Below are 16,073 nucleotides of genomic sequence, written 5' to 3'. Positions count from 1 at the left end.
ATACAAATCTACGGATTCAACTCCCGCTTTCCGTCCGCCGACTACTTACCTCAGCCGGCATATCATCCCCCGCCATACGCTTGCGGAACAACGCCGCCCGCGCCAGTAGCAAGGTCGTGACCGGCACGGTAATCGCCAGCAAAATCGGGATCAGCCAGGCATGCAACACCGGCCCTGACTTGAGCGCCGAAAAGTAGATGATCGAACCCAGTGCCACGCACCACGCACCCAATGTCGAGGCCAGTGCCGGCGGGTGCATGCGCTGGAAGTAATCCTTCATCCGCACCAGCCCGATCGCGCCGATCAATGCGAAAAAACTGCTGAGCACCAGCAGGATCGCCACCGGGATTTCCACCCACAGAGACAGTTCAGCGTTCATTCGATTACCTCGCCACGCAGCAGGAATTTCGCCAGGGCAAACGAGCCGACAAAGCCAAACAGCGCGATCAGCAGCGCCGCTTCGAAGTACGTGTCACTGGCATAACGAATGCCCAGCGTCAGCATCATCAGCATCGCGATGATGTACAGGTAATCCAGCGCCAGAACCCGGTCTTGCGCCGACGGCCCTTTGAACAGGCGGATCAGGGTCAAAACCATCGCCAGCGAAAAGATGAACAGGCTCAGCAGAACCGCATTCGACAGCAACGGGCTCATTCGAAGATCTCCATCAACGGGCGCTCGTAAGTCGCCTTGAAGTGCTGGATGAACAGCGCTTCGTCATCCAGATCGAAGACGTGCAGCAACAGAATGCTGCGATCCAGCGCCAGTTCCGACCAGACCGTACCGGGGACCACGGTGCAGATCATCGCCAGTGCAGCCAGGCCGTTGGCATCACGCAAGTCCAGCGGCACTTTGATGAATTGCGAACGCGGTGCCCGGCGCCCGGCGTTGAGCACACCCCAGGCCACGGCGAGGTTGGAGACCAGCACGTCGCGACCGACGATGAAAAACAAACGCAGGATCACGCCAGGATGCCGAATCCGGATCGGCAGTGGCCGCAACTTGCGCATCATCAACGGTGCGCAAAACCCGAGTACGGCGCCCAGCAGCAGATTGCCGGGGCTCATCGACAGGTTCAGCACCAGCCACAACAACCACAGCGCCAGCGACAGCCACGGTGCAGGAAACAAACGCTTCATGGCTGCACCTCCGCGACCGCGGCTTTGGCTTCCGGACTCGGAACCGCACGGGTGCCGAGTACCGCCATCACGTACTGCTGCGGGTTATTCAACGTCTGCGCGGCGGCCTGGGTGTAGCGCAACAGGGGTTCGGCCTTGAAGGTGAGCAGAATGCTCAGGCCCAACAGCGCGATGATGGGCACGCATTCGAGCTGTCGCAGCAGCGGCGAGGGGCGTTCCTCAGGCGTCCAGAAGCGCTGGATACCCAAACGCGAAAAGGCAATCAGCGACGCCAGCCCGGAGAGAACCAGCAACGCCAGCAAGCCCCACGCGGCGTTCGACACCGGTTCATCTGTCCCGTTGCCCAAGCCCAGCGGGTTGAGCAACGCACTGAGCAAGCCCAGTTTGCCGATGAACCCGGACAGCGGCGGCATGCCGATGATCAACAACGCGCAAGCGATGAAGCTCAAACCGAGAAACGCCATGGTCCAGGGAATCACCTGGCCGACCACGGCTTTCTGTTCGTCATCGAGGTTGATGCCTTTGGGCGGTTGCAAGGACTCCAGCGGCCGGGCAATCAGGTCGCCGTCATCGAACAGCGGCATTTCGTTGGCCGAACGCGAGCGCTCGATCAACTCGGCCAGCAGGAACAGCGCGCTTAACGCCAGCGTCGAGCTGACCAGATAGAACAGCGCCGCGCCGATCAGGTTCGGCTGGGCGAAACCGATGGCCGACAACAAAATTCCCGCCGACACCAGAATGCTCAGGCTCGCCATGCGCTCAAGCCGTTGCGCGGCGAGGATCGCCACCGCAGCGCAGACGATGGTCGCCATGCCGCCGTAGATCAGCCAGTCGCCGCCAAAATACGCCGAGGCTCCGGCCTGACCGGAGAACAGCAAGGTCCACAGGCGCAGCAAGGTGTAGACGCCGACCTTGGTCATGATCGCGAACATCGCCGCCACCGGTGCACTGGCCGAGGAATAGGCCGGTACCAGCCAGAAATTCAGCGGCCACATTCCGGCCTTGGCCAGGAACGCCACCGCGAGAATCGCCGCACCGGCATGCAACAAGCCGCGATCGGCTTCCGGCACCAGCGGGATTTTCAGTGCCAGGTCGGCCATGTTCAGGGTGCCGGTGACGCCGTAGATCAGCGCCGCGCCAATCAGGAACAGCGACGAGGCCAGCAGGTTGATCGAGATGTAATGCAGCCCCGACGACACCCGTGCCCGACCCGAACCGTGGAGCATCAGGCCGTAAGATGCCGCCAGCAGCACCTCGAAAAACACGAACAGGTTGAACAGGTCCGCCGTCAGGAACGCGCCGTACAGGCCCATCATCTGAATCTGGAACAGCGCGTGGAAACTCGAACCGGCGCCGTCCCAGCGGGCCATGGCGAACAGCAGGGCGCTGACGCCGATGATCCCGGTCAGCACCAGCATCATCGCCGAGAGGCGATCGACCACCAGCACGATACCGAACGGCACTTGCCAGTTACCCGGCAGGTACACGCCGATGGAGCCGGGTACGCCGGTGGTTTGCGTCCATTGCAACAGCAGCACTGAAATCCCGAGGCCTAACAGACTGGAGATCAGGTTGATCCTGGCCTTCAACGGGCGGTGTTTTTCGCCCAGCATCAACATGACGGCGGCAGTCAGCAGCGGCAGCAGAATCGGTGCGGCGATCAGGTGCGTCATCGCATTCATTCTTTAGGCTCCCGGCCATCCACATGGTCGGTGCCGGTCAGGCCGCGAGAAGCGAGCAGCACCACGAGAAACAGCGCGGTCATGGCGAAGCTGATCACGATGGCGGTCAGCACCAGCGCTTGCGGCAGCGGGTCGGTGTAATGCAACAGGTCTTGGGGCACGCCGTCCTTGATGATCGGCTCCTTGCCGATGAACAGACTGCCTATGCTGAAGATGAACAGGTTGACGCCATACGACAGCAGGCACAGGCCCATGACCACCTGGAACGTCCGTGGCCGCAGCACCAGCCAGACGCCGGACGCGGCCAGCACGCCGATGGCGATTGCGATGACTTCTTCCATCAGACGGCTCCTTTCGTGGCGACGGATCTGGGCAGGGCCGCGGTTTTGTGGCCACGTACCGATTGGTGGGCGAGGGCGGTGAGGATCAACAGCGTCGAGCCGACCACCACCGCGTACACGCCGATGTCGAAGAACAGCGCGCTGGCGATATGAATGTCGCCGAACACCGGCAGTTCGAAATGCGAGGTGTGAGTGGTCAGGAACGGATACCCGACCGCCATCGCCCCGAGCCCGGTGACGGTGGCAAACAGCAGGCCGGTGCCCATCCAGCGCAGCGGTCGCAGGCTCATTTGCGCCTCGACCCACTGCGTGCCGGCGACCATGTATTGCAGGATGAATGCCACCGACATCACCAGCCCCGCGACAAACCCGCCGCCCGGCTGGTTATGGCCGCGCATGAACAGGTAGACCGACACCACGAACGCAATCGGCAGCAACAGACGCACCAGCACTGCCGGCACCATCATGAATCCGAGCGCGGTGTCGCTGGCGTGACGCGGGTTGACCAGGTCGGTGACCACGTCGGGCGCCAGCAAACGCTGTTGGGCCGGCAGTTGCAGGCTTTCTTTCGGCGGGCGGAAGCGTCGCAGCAGGGCGAACACGGTGAGCGCCACGGCCGCCAGCACGGTGATTTCGCCGAGGGTGTCGAAGCCGCGGAAGTCCACCAGCATCACGTTGACCACGTTGCTGCCGCCGCCTTCAGGCAGGGCGCGACTGAGGTAGAACGAGGAAATGGCGTTCGGCGTCTGGCGCGTCAGCATCGCGTACGACAGCACCGCCATGCCGCCGCCGACCGCAATCGACAGCAGCAAGTCGCGCAGACGACGAATGCGTGCCTTGCGCAGTGTGCTCGGCAGCGGCGAGACTTCTTCGATCCGCCGAGGCAACCAGCGCAGGCCCAGCAGGATCAGCACCGTGGTCACCACCTCGACCACCAGTTGCGTCAGCGCCAGGTCCGGCGCCGAGAACCAGACAAAAGTAACGCAGGTCATCAGGCCGCACACGCTGACCATGGTCAGGGCCGCGAGTCGGTGATACTTGGCCTGCCACGCCGCGCCGAGGGCACAGGCAATCGCCAGCAGCCACAGGGTCACGAACACGATCGAGCCCGGAATCTTCGGCCGGTCACCCCAGCTCAGGCTGCTGTGGAGCATCGGAATCAGCCCGGCCAGCACGGCGGCGAGGACCATCAGGAACAGTTGGGTTTGCAGGCGCTTGGTGCTGATCCGCCGCTCCAGGCGACGGGCCAGGCGCATCATGATCACCAGGCTGCGCTCGAACAGGCGCTTGCCGTTGAACAGGCCAATGACCGGCGGATATTTGAAACGTCCGCGCTTGAACTGGTTACGCAGCAGCAGGTAGAGCACGACGCCGCCGGACATGGCGATCAGGCTCATGATCATCGGTGCGTTCCAGCCGTGCCAGATCGCCAGGCTGTATTCCGGCAGCGTGCCGCCGACGACGGGCAGGGCTGCGGCGGCCAGTAACGAGCCGACCACTTGCGCCGGAAAAATTCCCACGATCAGGCACGTGAACACCAGCAACTCCACCGGCGCGCGCATCCAGCGCGGCGGCTCGTGCGGGGTGTGCGGCAGGTCGGTGCCGGTCGGACCGAAGAACACGTCGACGGTGAAGCGCAGTGAGTAAGCGACGCTGAAGGTGCCGGCGATGGTGGCGACGATGGGCAGGGTCATCTCGATCCAGGCGGTCGCGTTGATGAACACGGTTTCGGCGAAGAACATCTCTTTCGACAGGAAGCCGTTGAGCAGCGGCACGCCAGCCATCGAGGCGCTGGCGACCATGGCCAGGGTCGCGGTGAACGGAATCAGCTTGATCAGGCCGCTGAGCTTGCGAATGTCGCGGGTGCCGCTTTCGTGGTCGATGATCCCGGCGGCCATGAACAGCGAGGCCTTGAAGGTGGCGTGGTTGAGAATGTGGAACACCGCGGCCACGGCGGCCAACGGACTGTTCAGGCCCAGCAGCAGGGTGATCAGGCCGAGGTGGCTGATGGTCGAGTAGGCGAGCAGACCTTTGAGGTCGTTCTGGAACATCGCGCAATACGCGCCGAGCAACAGGGTGCAGGCACCGGCGCCGCTGACGATGTAGAACCATTCTTCACTGCCGGACAACGAAGGCCACAGGCGCGCCAGCAGAAATACCCCGGCCTTGACCATGGTCGCCGAATGCAGATAAGCCGAGACGGGTGTCGGCGCCGCCATCGCGTGAGGCAGCCAGAAGTGGAAGGGGAATTGCGCGCTTTTGCTCAGGGCGCCGATGAGGATCAGGGGCAGCAGAACAGGGTAGAGGGCATGTGCACGAATTAGATCGCCTGCGGCCAGGACCTTGTCCAGGTCATAGCTGCCGACCACATGGCCAAGCAGCATGACCCCCGCCAGCAAACCCAAACCGCCCGCGCCGGTGACCATCAGCGCCATATAGGCACCGCGCCGCGCATCGGCGCGGTGGTGCCAGTAGCCGATCAACAGGAATGAAAAGAGGCTGGTCAGCTCCCAGAAAAACACGATCTGGATCAGATTGCCGGAAATCACCAACCCGAGCATGGCACCCATGAACGCCAGGAAAAACGCGAAAAACCGCGGCACCGGATCGTCCGGTGACATGTAATAACGGGCGTACAGTGAAACCAGCGTGCCGATGCCCAGCACCAGCATCGAGAACAGCCAGGCAAACCCGTCCATGCGCAGAACGAAGTTCAGACCCAGGCTGGGCAACCAGAAAAATTCTTCGCGAATGACGCCGCCATGGGCGATCTGCGGGTACAGGAGAGCGACCTGGAGGGTGCCTGCAAGGGCAACCAGACCAGCCAACAAAGATTCGGTGTTACGCGCGTTGTGCGGCAACAAGGCCGCGACACAGCTGCCGATAAAAGGCAGAAGCAGTAGAACTATCAGGGACATAGGCTTCTAATCTGCGGAAGTTTGTGAAGCATCATACGTGCCAGTCCCCGGATCACCAAACGGCAAGCTGTCGCAGAATCCTACACGGTAGATGGAAAAAGCCTGGTTCACATTGTTTCAGAGGGCTGTGCTTAGAGGTCCGGCCCCTTCGCGAGCAGGCTCCCACAGGGACCAGCGGCGCAGGCGATCTCGCGTCACAACGCAGACCCCATGTTTCAGGGCGATCCTGCAACTTCAGGTCGGTTGGCATTTACTCTGATTGTTCATCAGGGCATTTAACCGGTGAAAAGCAGGAGACGCCGCTTTGCTTGTAGGATTGTCCCGGTGCTGTTTTCATGCCAGCAGCTTTGAAGGCCTGCTGGAAGGAACTACCGAGGCGCGTTATGACAAAAAGGATGTTTACGAATAAACAGCTTTCTTTCTGGTTGGCAGTTTTAGCGCTTGTTAATGCGGCTGTCTTGGCATTTGTCGGGTTTAACCATGTATCGGGTACGCATGACAGGAAAATGCTCAGGACCAAGGCACCTTTGCTTATCGAGGGGGTAGAGGGTGATGAAAATTACTATGTGCTACCTGCCGGCGTCACTCTTTACTACGACAAGAGGTTTCCTGAAGGGCATGATCGCTATATCGTTTACTTCAACCATAAAGGGGCCATCGCTTATGAGGATGTGCCAATGAAGCCGGAGTACCAAGGGCATTTCATTTCTCCTCTTTGGATGTCAAATATTGATTCCGATGCCCTGAAGAAGATTTTCAAACGCTTTCCACTCTCCAAGGAAGATGTCGTCGCGGCAGTAAAATCAAACGAGATCACCAGGGGCGACCTGGCTGACATCATTCGGTCCTTGCCTGAATGATCGCTGGGTCGGCGTCCGGCCCCTTCGTCGGAACGCCGCCCGGAGCAGGCTCGCTCCCACGGGGCCCAACTGAGTTCACACCATTGCGGCACAACACAGAACCCATGTGGGAGCGACGGTGCGACGATTGGACCTGCTCGCGAAGGCAATCTTCCAGTCGCTTCAATCTTGAGACTTAACCTTGGGTTTCCTGTTCCAGCTCTTCCTCTGCCGCACCCGTCTTACCCTTGGTCTTCAACTCACTCACAATCACCGCCGCCACAATCAACCCCGCGCCCACCAACGCAATCGCCGGCAACCGTTCCCCGGCGATCCGTCCGACGATCCCGGCCCAGACCGGCTCACCCGCATAAATCAACGTCGCCCGCGTCGGCGAAACGCTCTTCTGCGCCCAGTTCATTGCCACCTGAATCGCTGCGCTGGCCGCGCCCAAGCCCAGTGCGCTGCACAACAGCAGCCATGAGAAGTCGGGAATCACTTCCTGAGTCGGCACCACCATCAAAAACGCCAGCACCGACGTGGTCGCCAATTGCACCACCGTCACCCGACGCACATCGACCTGGCCGGCATAGGTGCTGATCAGAATAATTTCGGCGGCAATCGCGATGGCGCTGATCAGCGTGGCGATTTCACCGGGGCTGAAGTTGAACGACGCGCCCGCAGGTCCCGACAACAACATCAGCCCGGTAAATGCCAACATGATGCCAATGCTCGGCATCAACCCCGGACGTCGCCCCAGCACCAGCCATTGCAACAACGGGACGAAAGGTACGTACAACGCGGTAATGAATGCCGACTGACTGCTGGGAATACTTTGCAACCCAACAGTCTGCAAGCCGTAGCCGAGCATGATTGCCACGCCGATGAAGGCGCCGGCCTTGAGTTCGAACAGGGTCAGTTCCCGCAGATGACGCCAGGCAAACAGCGAGACGATAATCGCCGCCGCCGCAAAGCGCAGGCCGACGAAGAACATCGGTCCGCTGACGGTCATCGCGTGCTGCACCAGCAAAAAGGTGCCGCCCCAGACCATGGTGATTAGCACCAGCACGCACTCGGCCTTGCTGAACTGTGAGAAACGGGAAGAAGCCGGGGAGGAGTTCAACGACGTCATGACCTTGCGCGCTACCTGAGGGCGACGCACAATGCGCCGAATGTTGCGCAGTATACTGCCCAACCCCACCAAGTGAGCAATATAGTGCACAAAGATTCAACGCAGCGGGCTTCGGTCCTTCAACACGTCAGTTTGAACGTTCGGCGTCTACGCCATGCCGCCGACATGAGCCAGACCGCGCTGGCGGAAAAATCAGGGGTCAGTCGCCGCATGCTGGTGGCCATCGAGGCCGGTGAGAAGAACGTCAGCCTGACCACGCTTGACCGCGTAGCGGAAGCGTTGGACGTAGCGTTCAGCGACTTGATCCAGGCCCCGGATGCTCGCGACCCGAGCCGCATCAACGAAGTAGCCTGGGCCGGGACGATTCCCGGCAGCAAAGCCGTTTTGTTGTCCAAAGCCACCGCCACCCGCGAAGTGGAACAGTGGGAATGGTGCCTGCAACCGGGGGAAATCTACCCTTCGCAACCAGATGCCGAAGGCTGGAGCGAGCAGATCTACGTGTTCGAAGGCTGCCTGACCCTGATGCTCGGCGATACGCCCCACGAAATTGCCGCTGGTGAGTTTTATATGTTCGCCAGTAACCAGCCGCATGCCTATCGCAACGACGGGCCGGTGGCTGCGCGGTTCGTGAGAAACGTAGTGATCTAACTGTTCACCGATCAACACCGGATAGACACATTGCTGTTTTTAAGCTGCGAGGATTTCTCGAATAACTCATCAACTCGTTGAAATTAAACGTAATTAGTTTCAGGCACGACTCCTGCAAAAGCTCTGGTGCATTCACCAGAACCCCGGAGTCGGCCCATGACAGCCTCTGCCCAAACCCCTCGCACCGCCCACGTGATCCGCTCGGACGCCGAGGCAATCGCCGTCGCTCACAAGCTCGCCGCCCGCTTCGCCGTCGAGGCCAGCGTGCGCGATCGCGAGCGCCGCTTGCCGGTCGCCGAGCTCGATGAGTTTTCCGCCAGCGGTCTCTGGGGTATCACTGTTCCCAAGGAATATGGCGGCGCCGGCGTTTCTTATGTGACGGTGGCGGAAGTGATCACGATCATTTCCGCTGCCGACTCATCCCTCGGTCAGATCCCGCAAAACCACCTCGGCGTGCTCGACATCCTGCTGCAAACCGCCACCGAAGAGCAGAAGCGCTACTACTTCGGCAAAGTTCTGCAGGGTTACCGCTTCGGCAACGCCTTCTCCGAATCCAAAAGTAAAAACGCCGGGGCCTTCGAAACCCGCATTCGTTTCGACAAAGACACCGCGCAAATCGACGGCGAGAAGTTCTACTGCACCGGCGCGCTGTTCGCGCACATCGTCCCTGCCGTCGCGGTCAACGAGCAGAACCAGGCCTTCATCGCTTTCATCGAACGCGACACTCCCGGTTTGACCGTGATCGACAGCTGGGACGGTTTTGGTCAGCGCACCACCGCCAGTGGCGGCGTCACATTGAATGCGGTGACGGTGCCGTTGAGTGCTGTGATCCCGGCCCACAAAGCGTTCGACGAACCCACCGCCGACGGCCCGATTTCACAAATCATTCAAGCCGCGGTGGACACCGGCATCGCCGTTGGCGCGCTGGAAGAAACCAAGCGCTACGCCCGCGAATCCCGGCCATGGATCGACAGCGGAAAGGATCACGGCTGGCAGGACCCGTTCAGCATCGCCGCGATTGGCGAACTCGAATGGCGGGTCCACGGCACCGAAGCGATCCTCAAGAAGGCCGGCCAGGCCATCAACGCAGCGTTGCTCAACGCCAATGAAGACACGGTGGCCCACGCCTCGGTGGTGGTCGCCCAGGCCAAAGTCCTGTCCGCCGAGATCGCCTTGCTCGCCAGCAGCAAACTCTTCGAACTGGCCGGCACCCGCTCGGTGCTCGGCAAGTACAACCTTGATCGCCACTGGCGCAACGCCCGCACTCACACGCTGCACGACCCGGCGCGCTGGAAATACCACCTGATCGGCAACTACCTGCTCAACGGCGTAAAGCCCGCGCGCCACGCCTGGAACTGAGGAGCCCACCATGAATGCCTTGACCCAACCGATCGTTGCCGGACAACCCCTGGCCAAAAGTCAGCATGACTTGCACAACGCCCGCAGTTTGCTCGATGCGACCATGCGATTCGTTCGTCAGCAGAGCAAAACCACGGACGATCCGTTTGTCGTCAGCCGTTTCGGCGATGTGCACATTCGCATCGAAGTGGCCGCCGCGCTGCTTGAGCGTGCCGAAAGTTTCTTGAATGGTCATGAAGACGACACCGAGATCAGTGTTGCCATAGCCGAATCCCACCTTGCCAGCACGGAGGCACTGAACACCGCCAGTAACGCTGAATTCGAACTCACCGGACAACGCACTGCATTGCCAGGGTCACTGCACGACCCGCTGCGCTGGAAACTCCACCTCATCGGCAACTTCCGCCTCAACGGCATTCATCCCCCAAGCTTCAGGAGTGCCGTTTGATGGCCCGTGAAATTCGTCTCAACGCGTTTGACATGAACTGCGTCGGCCACCAGTCGCCGGGCTTGTGGGCGCATCCGCGGGACCGTTCGTGGCAGTACAAGGACCTGGAATACTGGACCGATCTGGCGAAAATTCTTGAGCGCGGCAAGTTCGACGGATTGTTCATCGCCGATGTGCTGGGCATCTACGACGTTTACAACGGCAACGGTGACGCGGCGATTCGTCAGGCGGCGCAGGTGCCGGTGAACGATCCGCTGCAACTGATTCCGCCGATGGCGCTGGTCACCGAGCATCTGGGTTTTGGTCTGACCGCGTCGTTGTCGTTCGAGCATCCGTATCCGTTCGCCCGACGCCTGTCGACCCTCGATCACCTGACCAAGGGCCGCGCGGGCTGGAACATCGTCACGTCCTATCTGGAAAGCGGCGCAAAGAATCTCGGCCAGAAAACTCAGACTGAACACGACGCCCGTTACGACTTCGCCGAGGAATACCTGGAGGTTTGCTACAAACTCTGGGAAGGCAGTTGGGAAGAGGGCGCCATCCTGCGCGATCGCGAGCGTCGGATCTTCAGCGACCCGAGCAAAATCCACGAAATCCAACATGTTGGTAAACACTTCCAGGTGCCGGGCATTCACCTTTGCGAACCCTCACCGCAACGTACGCCAGTGCTCTATCAGGCCGGCGCATCCAGTCGCGGCAAGCAGTTTGCCGCTGAACACGCCGAATGTGTGTTCGTCGCGGCGCCTTCGAAAGTGCTGCTGAAAAAGACCGTGGCCGACATCCGTCGTCGTGCCGCCGAGGCGGGGCGCGATCCGTCGAAGATCCTGATCTTCAACCTGCAAACCGTGATCCTCGGCGAGACCGATGCCAAGGCCAAAGCCAAGTTCGAGGAATACAAAACCTGGGTCAGTTACGAAGGTGCCATGGCGCTGATTTCGGGCTGGACGGGGATCGATTTCATTGAGTTCAAACCGGATGAGCCACTCAAGCATGTGCACACCAATGCCATTCAATCGGCGGTGGAAGCATTCTCCACGGCCGATCCGGACAAGGTGTGGACGCCGAACGAACTGGCCGATTGGGTGGGAATTGGTGGGTTTGGGCCGTTGTTTGTCGGTAGTCCCGAGACTGTTGCCGATCTTTTGCAGGAGTGGGTTGAGGAAACCGACGTGGACGGCTTCAACCTGGCTTATGCGTTGACTCACGAAACCTTCATCGACGCAGTGGAACTGCTGGTGCCGGAGTTGCAAAAACGTGGGGTCTACAAGACCGAATACGCGCCAGGGACCTTGCGCGAGAAGTTGTTCGGGGAGGGGGCGCGGTTGCCGGAGATTCATCCGGGCGCGGGATATCGGGACTTGGCGGCATTACGGCAACAGGAGAAAAAAGTGGTGTCTGCCTAAACGCAACACACATCCCCTGTGGGAGCGACGGTGCGACGATTCGACCTGCTCGCGATGAGGCCAGCACATTCAACATGGATGTTGTTTGACCGACCGCCATCGCGACCAGGCTCGCTCCCACACTGAATTTCGGTCGTTCCAAAGATTTCAGCCCAGCGGACCACCGAACGCTTTTGCCCATGAACAGGAGGTCCACCCATGAGCGTGCATGAACTCAAACGTCCGCCCCTCGCGGATACCAGGTTTGGGCCGGCATGCTCGATTACCTAACTACATCAACGAGGTGGAAGGCGGGATCAACGGCGTCAAACGGGTGTGGCAGGAATGCGAAACCGAGTGGACGGCGGAGAAGGGCATCGAATGCTACGAGCGCTTCAAGATAGGTCTGGATGGTGCGCCGGTGGCGATCTATTCACCCAACGGCGCGCCGGCGGCGTATGCGCTGAGCGAGCGCGCGGAAGTCGACAAGATCCCGCTGATCACCCTCGGCTATGGCCGCACAAAGCCACCGACGGCACGATGTTCCCCTACAACTTCCCGGTGATGCTGACCTTCTACAGCGAGGCGTCGAGCCTGATCAATTACATCGCCGAGTGTGAGGGTGGCTTCGACAAGCTCAAGGGCAAGAAGATCGCCACGGTCTACCACGACTCGGCGTACGGACGTGAAACCCTCGGCCCGCTGAAGTTGCTGGCGGAGAAATACGGCTTCGAGAACATCCAGATTCCGGTAGCCGATCCGGGCAACGAACAATCGGCGCAATGGTGGCAGATTCGCCAGGTCAACCCGGACTGGGTGTTCCTGCGCACCTGGGGCGTGTCGACGCCGGTAGCGGTGAAGACCGCTGCGCGTTTCGGCTTCCCGGTGGACCACATCGTCGGCGAGATCTGGGCCAGTTCCAGCGAGGACGTACTGCCCGCAGGCGCCGCCGCCAAGGGTTACCTGGCGCTGACGCCATACCCGGCCGGCACTGATTTCGAGATCCATAAGCGCCTCAAGCAGCACATCCTCGACAAAGGCAAAAGCGACCTCAAGGACCTGAAGAATTTCGGCAGCGTCTACTACAACTCCGGGCTGGTGAACGCCGCGGTGATGGTGAAAGCGATCCGCACCGCCCAGGGCAAATTTGGCAAGCGTCCCTTGAATGGCGAAGAGGGTCGCTGGGGGCTGGAACACCTGAATATCGACGATGCGCGGCTCAAGGACATGGGCTATTTCGGCCTGATACAGAACCTCAAACTGTCGTGCAAGGATCACGAGGGCGGCGGTTCGGCGCGGGGGCAGCAGTGGGACGGCGCCAACTGGATGCTGATCAGCGACTGGATCGCCGCCGACCGCGCCTTGCTCCGGCCCTTGATCGACGAAAAATCCGCAGCCTTCGCCAAGGAAAAAGGCCTGACGCCACGCACCTGCACCGGGGACGAGTAACCCATGAGCGAAGCCGCCAGCGTCATTGCTGTGAACGAACTGCTGCGAGTCAACGACATCGAGGTGATCTACGACGGCGCGATCCTGGCGGTGGCCGGGGTTTCGCTGGCGGTGCCCAAGGGCGGCATCGTCGCATTGCTCGGTGCCAACGGCGGGGGCAAAAGCACCACGCTCAAGGCGATTTCAGGGTTGGTGCGGGCCGAGAGGGCGGAGGTCAGTCGCGGCACGATCGAGTTTCTCGGTCGCGATACGGCGGGTGTCGATCCGAGTGTGCGGGTGCGCCAAGGGATGGTGCATGTGCTGGAAGGCCGCCATGTGTTCCCGCAGTTGACCGTCGATGACAACCTGCGCAGCGGCGGTTTTGTGCGGGGTTTGAGTCGCCAGGACATGGCCCGGGACCTGGAGCGGATCTACGCCTGGTTTCCACGCCTGAAAACCAAGCGCAAGACCCAGGCCGGGCTGACGTCCGGTGGCGAACAACAGATGGTCGCCATCGGCCGGGCGTTGATGACACATCCTACTTTGGTACTGCTTGATGAACCCTCCATGGGTTTGGCGCCTATTATCGTCCAGGAGATTTTCGAGATCGTCGCCCAGCTCAATCGCGAGGAGCAGGTGAGCTTCCTGATTGCCGAGCAAAACATTAATGTGGCGCTCAAGTACGCTCAACAGGCCTACGTCCTCGACACCGGCCGGGTGGTGTTGTCCGGCAGCAGCGAGGCGTTACTGGCGCGGGGCGATCTGCATGACTTCTATCTAGGTAAACACTGAACATTGAGAACGCCATGACTGAAACTCGAAGCGGACAGACAACCGACGTCATCCGCCACGCAGACATCCTGATCATCGGCGGCGGCCTCAGTGGCGCGATGCTGGCGGCGCAGTTGTTGCGTCTGCCCGGCAAGCGCTCGTTGCTGGTGATCGAGCCACGGGCCGAACTCGGACGGGGCGAGGCGTACAGCGCGGTCGAGTTGGGCCATACGCTGAACGGCAACGCGGCGCGCATGAGCGTCGACCCGGACAATGCCGATGACCTGACTCAGTGGCTGAGCGAGTACATCGCCGCCGCCGGCTGGCCGGAGTCCGATGAGCAGCATGTGCCGGTCAGCGAACTGTTTCCGCCACGAGGGCTTTTCGGTTTGTACGTGCAGCAGCGCCTGGCCGAGGCGCAAGCGGTGGGCGCCTTGAATGGCTCGACCGTCGAGCATGTGCGGGCCGAGGTGGTTGACCTGGAAACGTTGAGCGATTCGGTGCGGCTGAACTTGAGTGACGGGCAGCGGTTGCAGGGCGCCTATGCGGTGTTGGCGACGGGGATGTTTCCTGCTGCGCGGACGCCGCAGACCGAGTCCAGCGGTTTGAACGCCGCGGCGCTCGATCCTTGGGATGTGGCGGCCATGCGTCAGCTCGACCCGCAATCGACGGTGCTGATCATCGGTTCCGGCCTGACCATGGTCGATGCCGTTGTGTCGCTGGAACAGGCCGGGCATCGTGGGCCCATCGAAGTGTTTTCCCGGCACGGACTGTTGCCGCATGTGCGCCGGCAACCGCCGGCCTGGGTGGATTTTCTTGCCGAGGATCACAGTATTCGCACGCCGCGACAGTTGGTGCGTGAACTGCGCCGGCATTGTCGGGAGGCCATTGCGCAGGGCATCGACTGGCAGGCGCCGTTGGACACTGTGCGGGTGCACATTGGCCGTTTGTGGAGTCAGGCGACGGACGTGCAGCGTCGGCAATTTGTGCGGCATGTGCGGCCTTGGTGGGAGAGTCACCATCACCGATCGCCGCCGTTGAGTGCGGAGTTGGTGGAGCGACTGCATGGGGAAGGGCGGTTGCGGATTCAGGCGGCTTCGTACAAGGGGCTTGAGCCTTCTTCGGGTGGTGAAGTGAGCATTCGTATCCGCCGTCGTGGTGAAGGTGAAACGGTTGTCGTCAGGGGCGCGGCGTTGATCAATTCCAGCGGGATCGAGTACGACTGGCGGCGGGTGGCGCGACCGTTGCCGCAGCAGTTGCTGGCTCGCGGGTTGGTGCGGCCGGGGCCGTTGGCGTTGGGGATTGCAGCGGCGGTTGATGGTGCGGTGCTGGGGGGAGATGGGCGGGTTGCCAGTCGGTTGTTTGCCATGGGGCCGCCGTTGCGGGGGATGTGGTGGGAGAGTACGGCGGTGACTGATGTGGCTAGTCAGGCCAAGGCTTTGGCTCTGCGTTTGGTGGCGTGATGGGGGCAGGCTCAGGGTTCCCTCGCTCCGGTCCTGCTCCGTGGGCCCGCCGCCATCGGCCATCCATGGCCCAGAGTGTGTAAAAACGCTCAGTCAAAATTGAAGTCTGCGTTTCTATGTGAAATCTGAAGTTTATCGGCTGGTTGGCAGACCTGGATTTTGCGTAGATGCGCGGTTTTCAGCCCTGATTGGGGGCGCCAAATCGCTGAAAAACGTTTTTACACACTCTGGGCCGGGGACGGCTAACCCGGCATCCCTGCCGGGTTGCCCACTGCGCAGAACCTGCGCTCGGCCTTCCGACGGGGCAGATCAAGATCAAAAGCCAAAGCCAAAGCGAGGCGGCCTGATAGCCGGCCTGTTTTCCGTCAAGGCCATCGGTGGTGAACACCCATATCATGCCCGCCAAAAATCCCCTGTGGGAGCTAGCCTGCTAGCGATGGACGTCCAGACACCGCGTTCATTCAGACCGCACGCGTAATCGTTAACGTCCATCGCTAGCAGGCTAGCTCCCACAGGGGAAATG

The 16,073-nt window shown here is 61.0% G+C and carries 14 protein-coding genes and 1 pseudogene; 8 read left to right on the top strand and 7 right to left on the bottom strand.

The genetic code is table 11. The annotated features are described in order from the left end of the window. Positions 1 to 16: 16 nt before the first annotated feature. Genes ACA066_RS16800 through ACA066_RS16775 form a run of 6 tightly spaced genes read right to left on the bottom strand, consistent with a single transcriptional unit; the run spans position 17 to position 6,080 of the window. A complete protein-coding gene (locus tag ACA066_RS16800; RefSeq protein WP_497695822.1) occupies positions 17 to 379 on the bottom strand; it encodes a Na+/H+ antiporter subunit G in 363 nt (120 codons plus the stop codon). Then, on the bottom strand, positions 376 to 654 hold the full coding sequence (locus ACA066_RS16795) for a K+/H+ antiporter subunit F (RefSeq protein WP_008029179.1): 279 nt from the start codon (positions 652 to 654) through the stop codon (positions 376 to 378). Before ACA066_RS16795 ends, ACA066_RS16800 begins: the two co-directional genes overlap by 4 nt. Then, positions 651 to 1,139: a Na+/H+ antiporter subunit E gene (locus ACA066_RS16790; RefSeq protein ID WP_497695821.1), complete on the bottom strand. Its 489-nt coding sequence runs from the start codon at positions 1,137 to 1,139 to the stop codon at positions 651 to 653. Before ACA066_RS16790 ends, ACA066_RS16795 begins: the two co-directional genes overlap by 4 nt. Then, positions 1,136 to 2,821: a monovalent cation/H+ antiporter subunit D gene (locus ACA066_RS16785; RefSeq protein ID WP_497695820.1), complete on the bottom strand. Its 1,686-nt coding sequence runs from the start codon at positions 2,819 to 2,821 to the stop codon at positions 1,136 to 1,138. Before ACA066_RS16785 ends, ACA066_RS16790 begins: the two co-directional genes overlap by 4 nt. Then, positions 2,818 to 3,162: a Na+/H+ antiporter subunit C gene (locus ACA066_RS16780; RefSeq protein ID WP_462009935.1), complete on the bottom strand. Its 345-nt coding sequence runs from the start codon at positions 3,160 to 3,162 to the stop codon at positions 2,818 to 2,820. The genes ACA066_RS16785 and ACA066_RS16780 overlap by 4 nt, the downstream gene beginning before the upstream one ends. Beyond that, positions 3,162 to 6,080 carry a monovalent cation/H+ antiporter subunit A gene (locus tag ACA066_RS16775; RefSeq protein WP_497695819.1) on the bottom strand — a complete coding sequence of 973 codons (2,919 nt, stop codon included), beginning with the start codon at positions 6,078 to 6,080 and terminating at the stop codon, positions 3,162 to 3,164. Before ACA066_RS16775 ends, ACA066_RS16780 begins: the two co-directional genes overlap by 1 nt. A gap of 335 nt (positions 6,081 to 6,415) precedes the next feature. Here ACA066_RS16775 and ACA066_RS16770 point away from each other — a divergent pair, with 335 nt between their 5' ends. Then, the gene (locus ACA066_RS16770) at positions 6,416 to 6,940 is read left to right on the top strand and encodes a hypothetical protein (protein WP_497695818.1); all 525 of its coding nucleotides are present in this window, start codon (positions 6,416 to 6,418) and stop codon (positions 6,938 to 6,940) included. Positions 6,941 to 7,115: 175 nt separating this feature from the next. Here the strand turns inward: ACA066_RS16770 and ACA066_RS16765 are convergent, their stop codons facing one another. Further along, a complete protein-coding gene (locus ACA066_RS16765) occupies positions 7,116 to 8,141 on the bottom strand; it encodes a DMT family transporter (RefSeq protein WP_497695817.1) in 1,026 nt (341 codons plus the stop codon). Here ACA066_RS16765 and ACA066_RS16760 point away from each other — a divergent pair. From ACA066_RS16760 to ACA066_RS16730, 7 genes and pseudogenes are all read left to right on the top strand, one after another. After that, entirely contained in the window at positions 8,136 to 8,699 is a 564-nt protein-coding gene (locus ACA066_RS16760; RefSeq protein WP_497695816.1) for a helix-turn-helix domain-containing protein, read from the top strand. The genes ACA066_RS16765 and ACA066_RS16760 overlap by 6 nt on opposite strands. Before the next feature lie 156 nt (positions 8,700 to 8,855). Continuing rightward, entirely contained in the window at positions 8,856 to 10,058 is a 1,203-nt protein-coding gene (locus ACA066_RS16755; RefSeq protein WP_497695815.1) for an SfnB family sulfur acquisition oxidoreductase, read from the top strand. Between the two features lie 10 nt (positions 10,059 to 10,068). Further along, positions 10,069 to 10,506, top strand: a complete 438-nt coding sequence (locus ACA066_RS16750) for an acyl-CoA dehydrogenase (RefSeq protein WP_497695814.1) — start codon at positions 10,069 to 10,071, stop codon at positions 10,504 to 10,506. Then, on the top strand, positions 10,506 to 11,909 hold the full coding sequence (locus tag ACA066_RS16745) for an LLM class flavin-dependent oxidoreductase (protein WP_497695813.1): 1,404 nt from the start codon (positions 10,506 to 10,508) through the stop codon (positions 11,907 to 11,909). Before ACA066_RS16750 ends, ACA066_RS16745 begins: the two co-directional genes overlap by 1 nt. A gap of 224 nt (positions 11,910 to 12,133) precedes the next feature. Continuing rightward, positions 12,134 to 13,337, top strand: a pseudogene (locus ACA066_RS16740) (ABC transporter substrate-binding protein); the annotation flags it as partial. A 3-nt stretch (positions 13,338 to 13,340) separates the two neighbouring features. Next, complete coding sequence (locus ACA066_RS16735; protein WP_497695812.1) at positions 13,341 to 14,108, top strand: ABC transporter ATP-binding protein; 768 nt, start codon at positions 13,341 to 13,343, stop codon at positions 14,106 to 14,108. Positions 14,109 to 14,122: 14 nt separating this feature from the next. Then, complete coding sequence (locus ACA066_RS16730) at positions 14,123 to 15,550, top strand: FAD/NAD(P)-binding protein (RefSeq protein ID WP_497695811.1); 1,428 nt, start codon at positions 14,123 to 14,125, stop codon at positions 15,548 to 15,550. Positions 15,551 to 16,073: the final 523 nt, after the last annotated feature.

It is taken from the genome of Pseudomonas sp. LBUM1651, assembly GCF_059716135.1.
The sequence above is the reverse complement of the archived record's forward strand: the minus strand, read 5'-3'. Positions and strand labels throughout refer to the sequence as shown.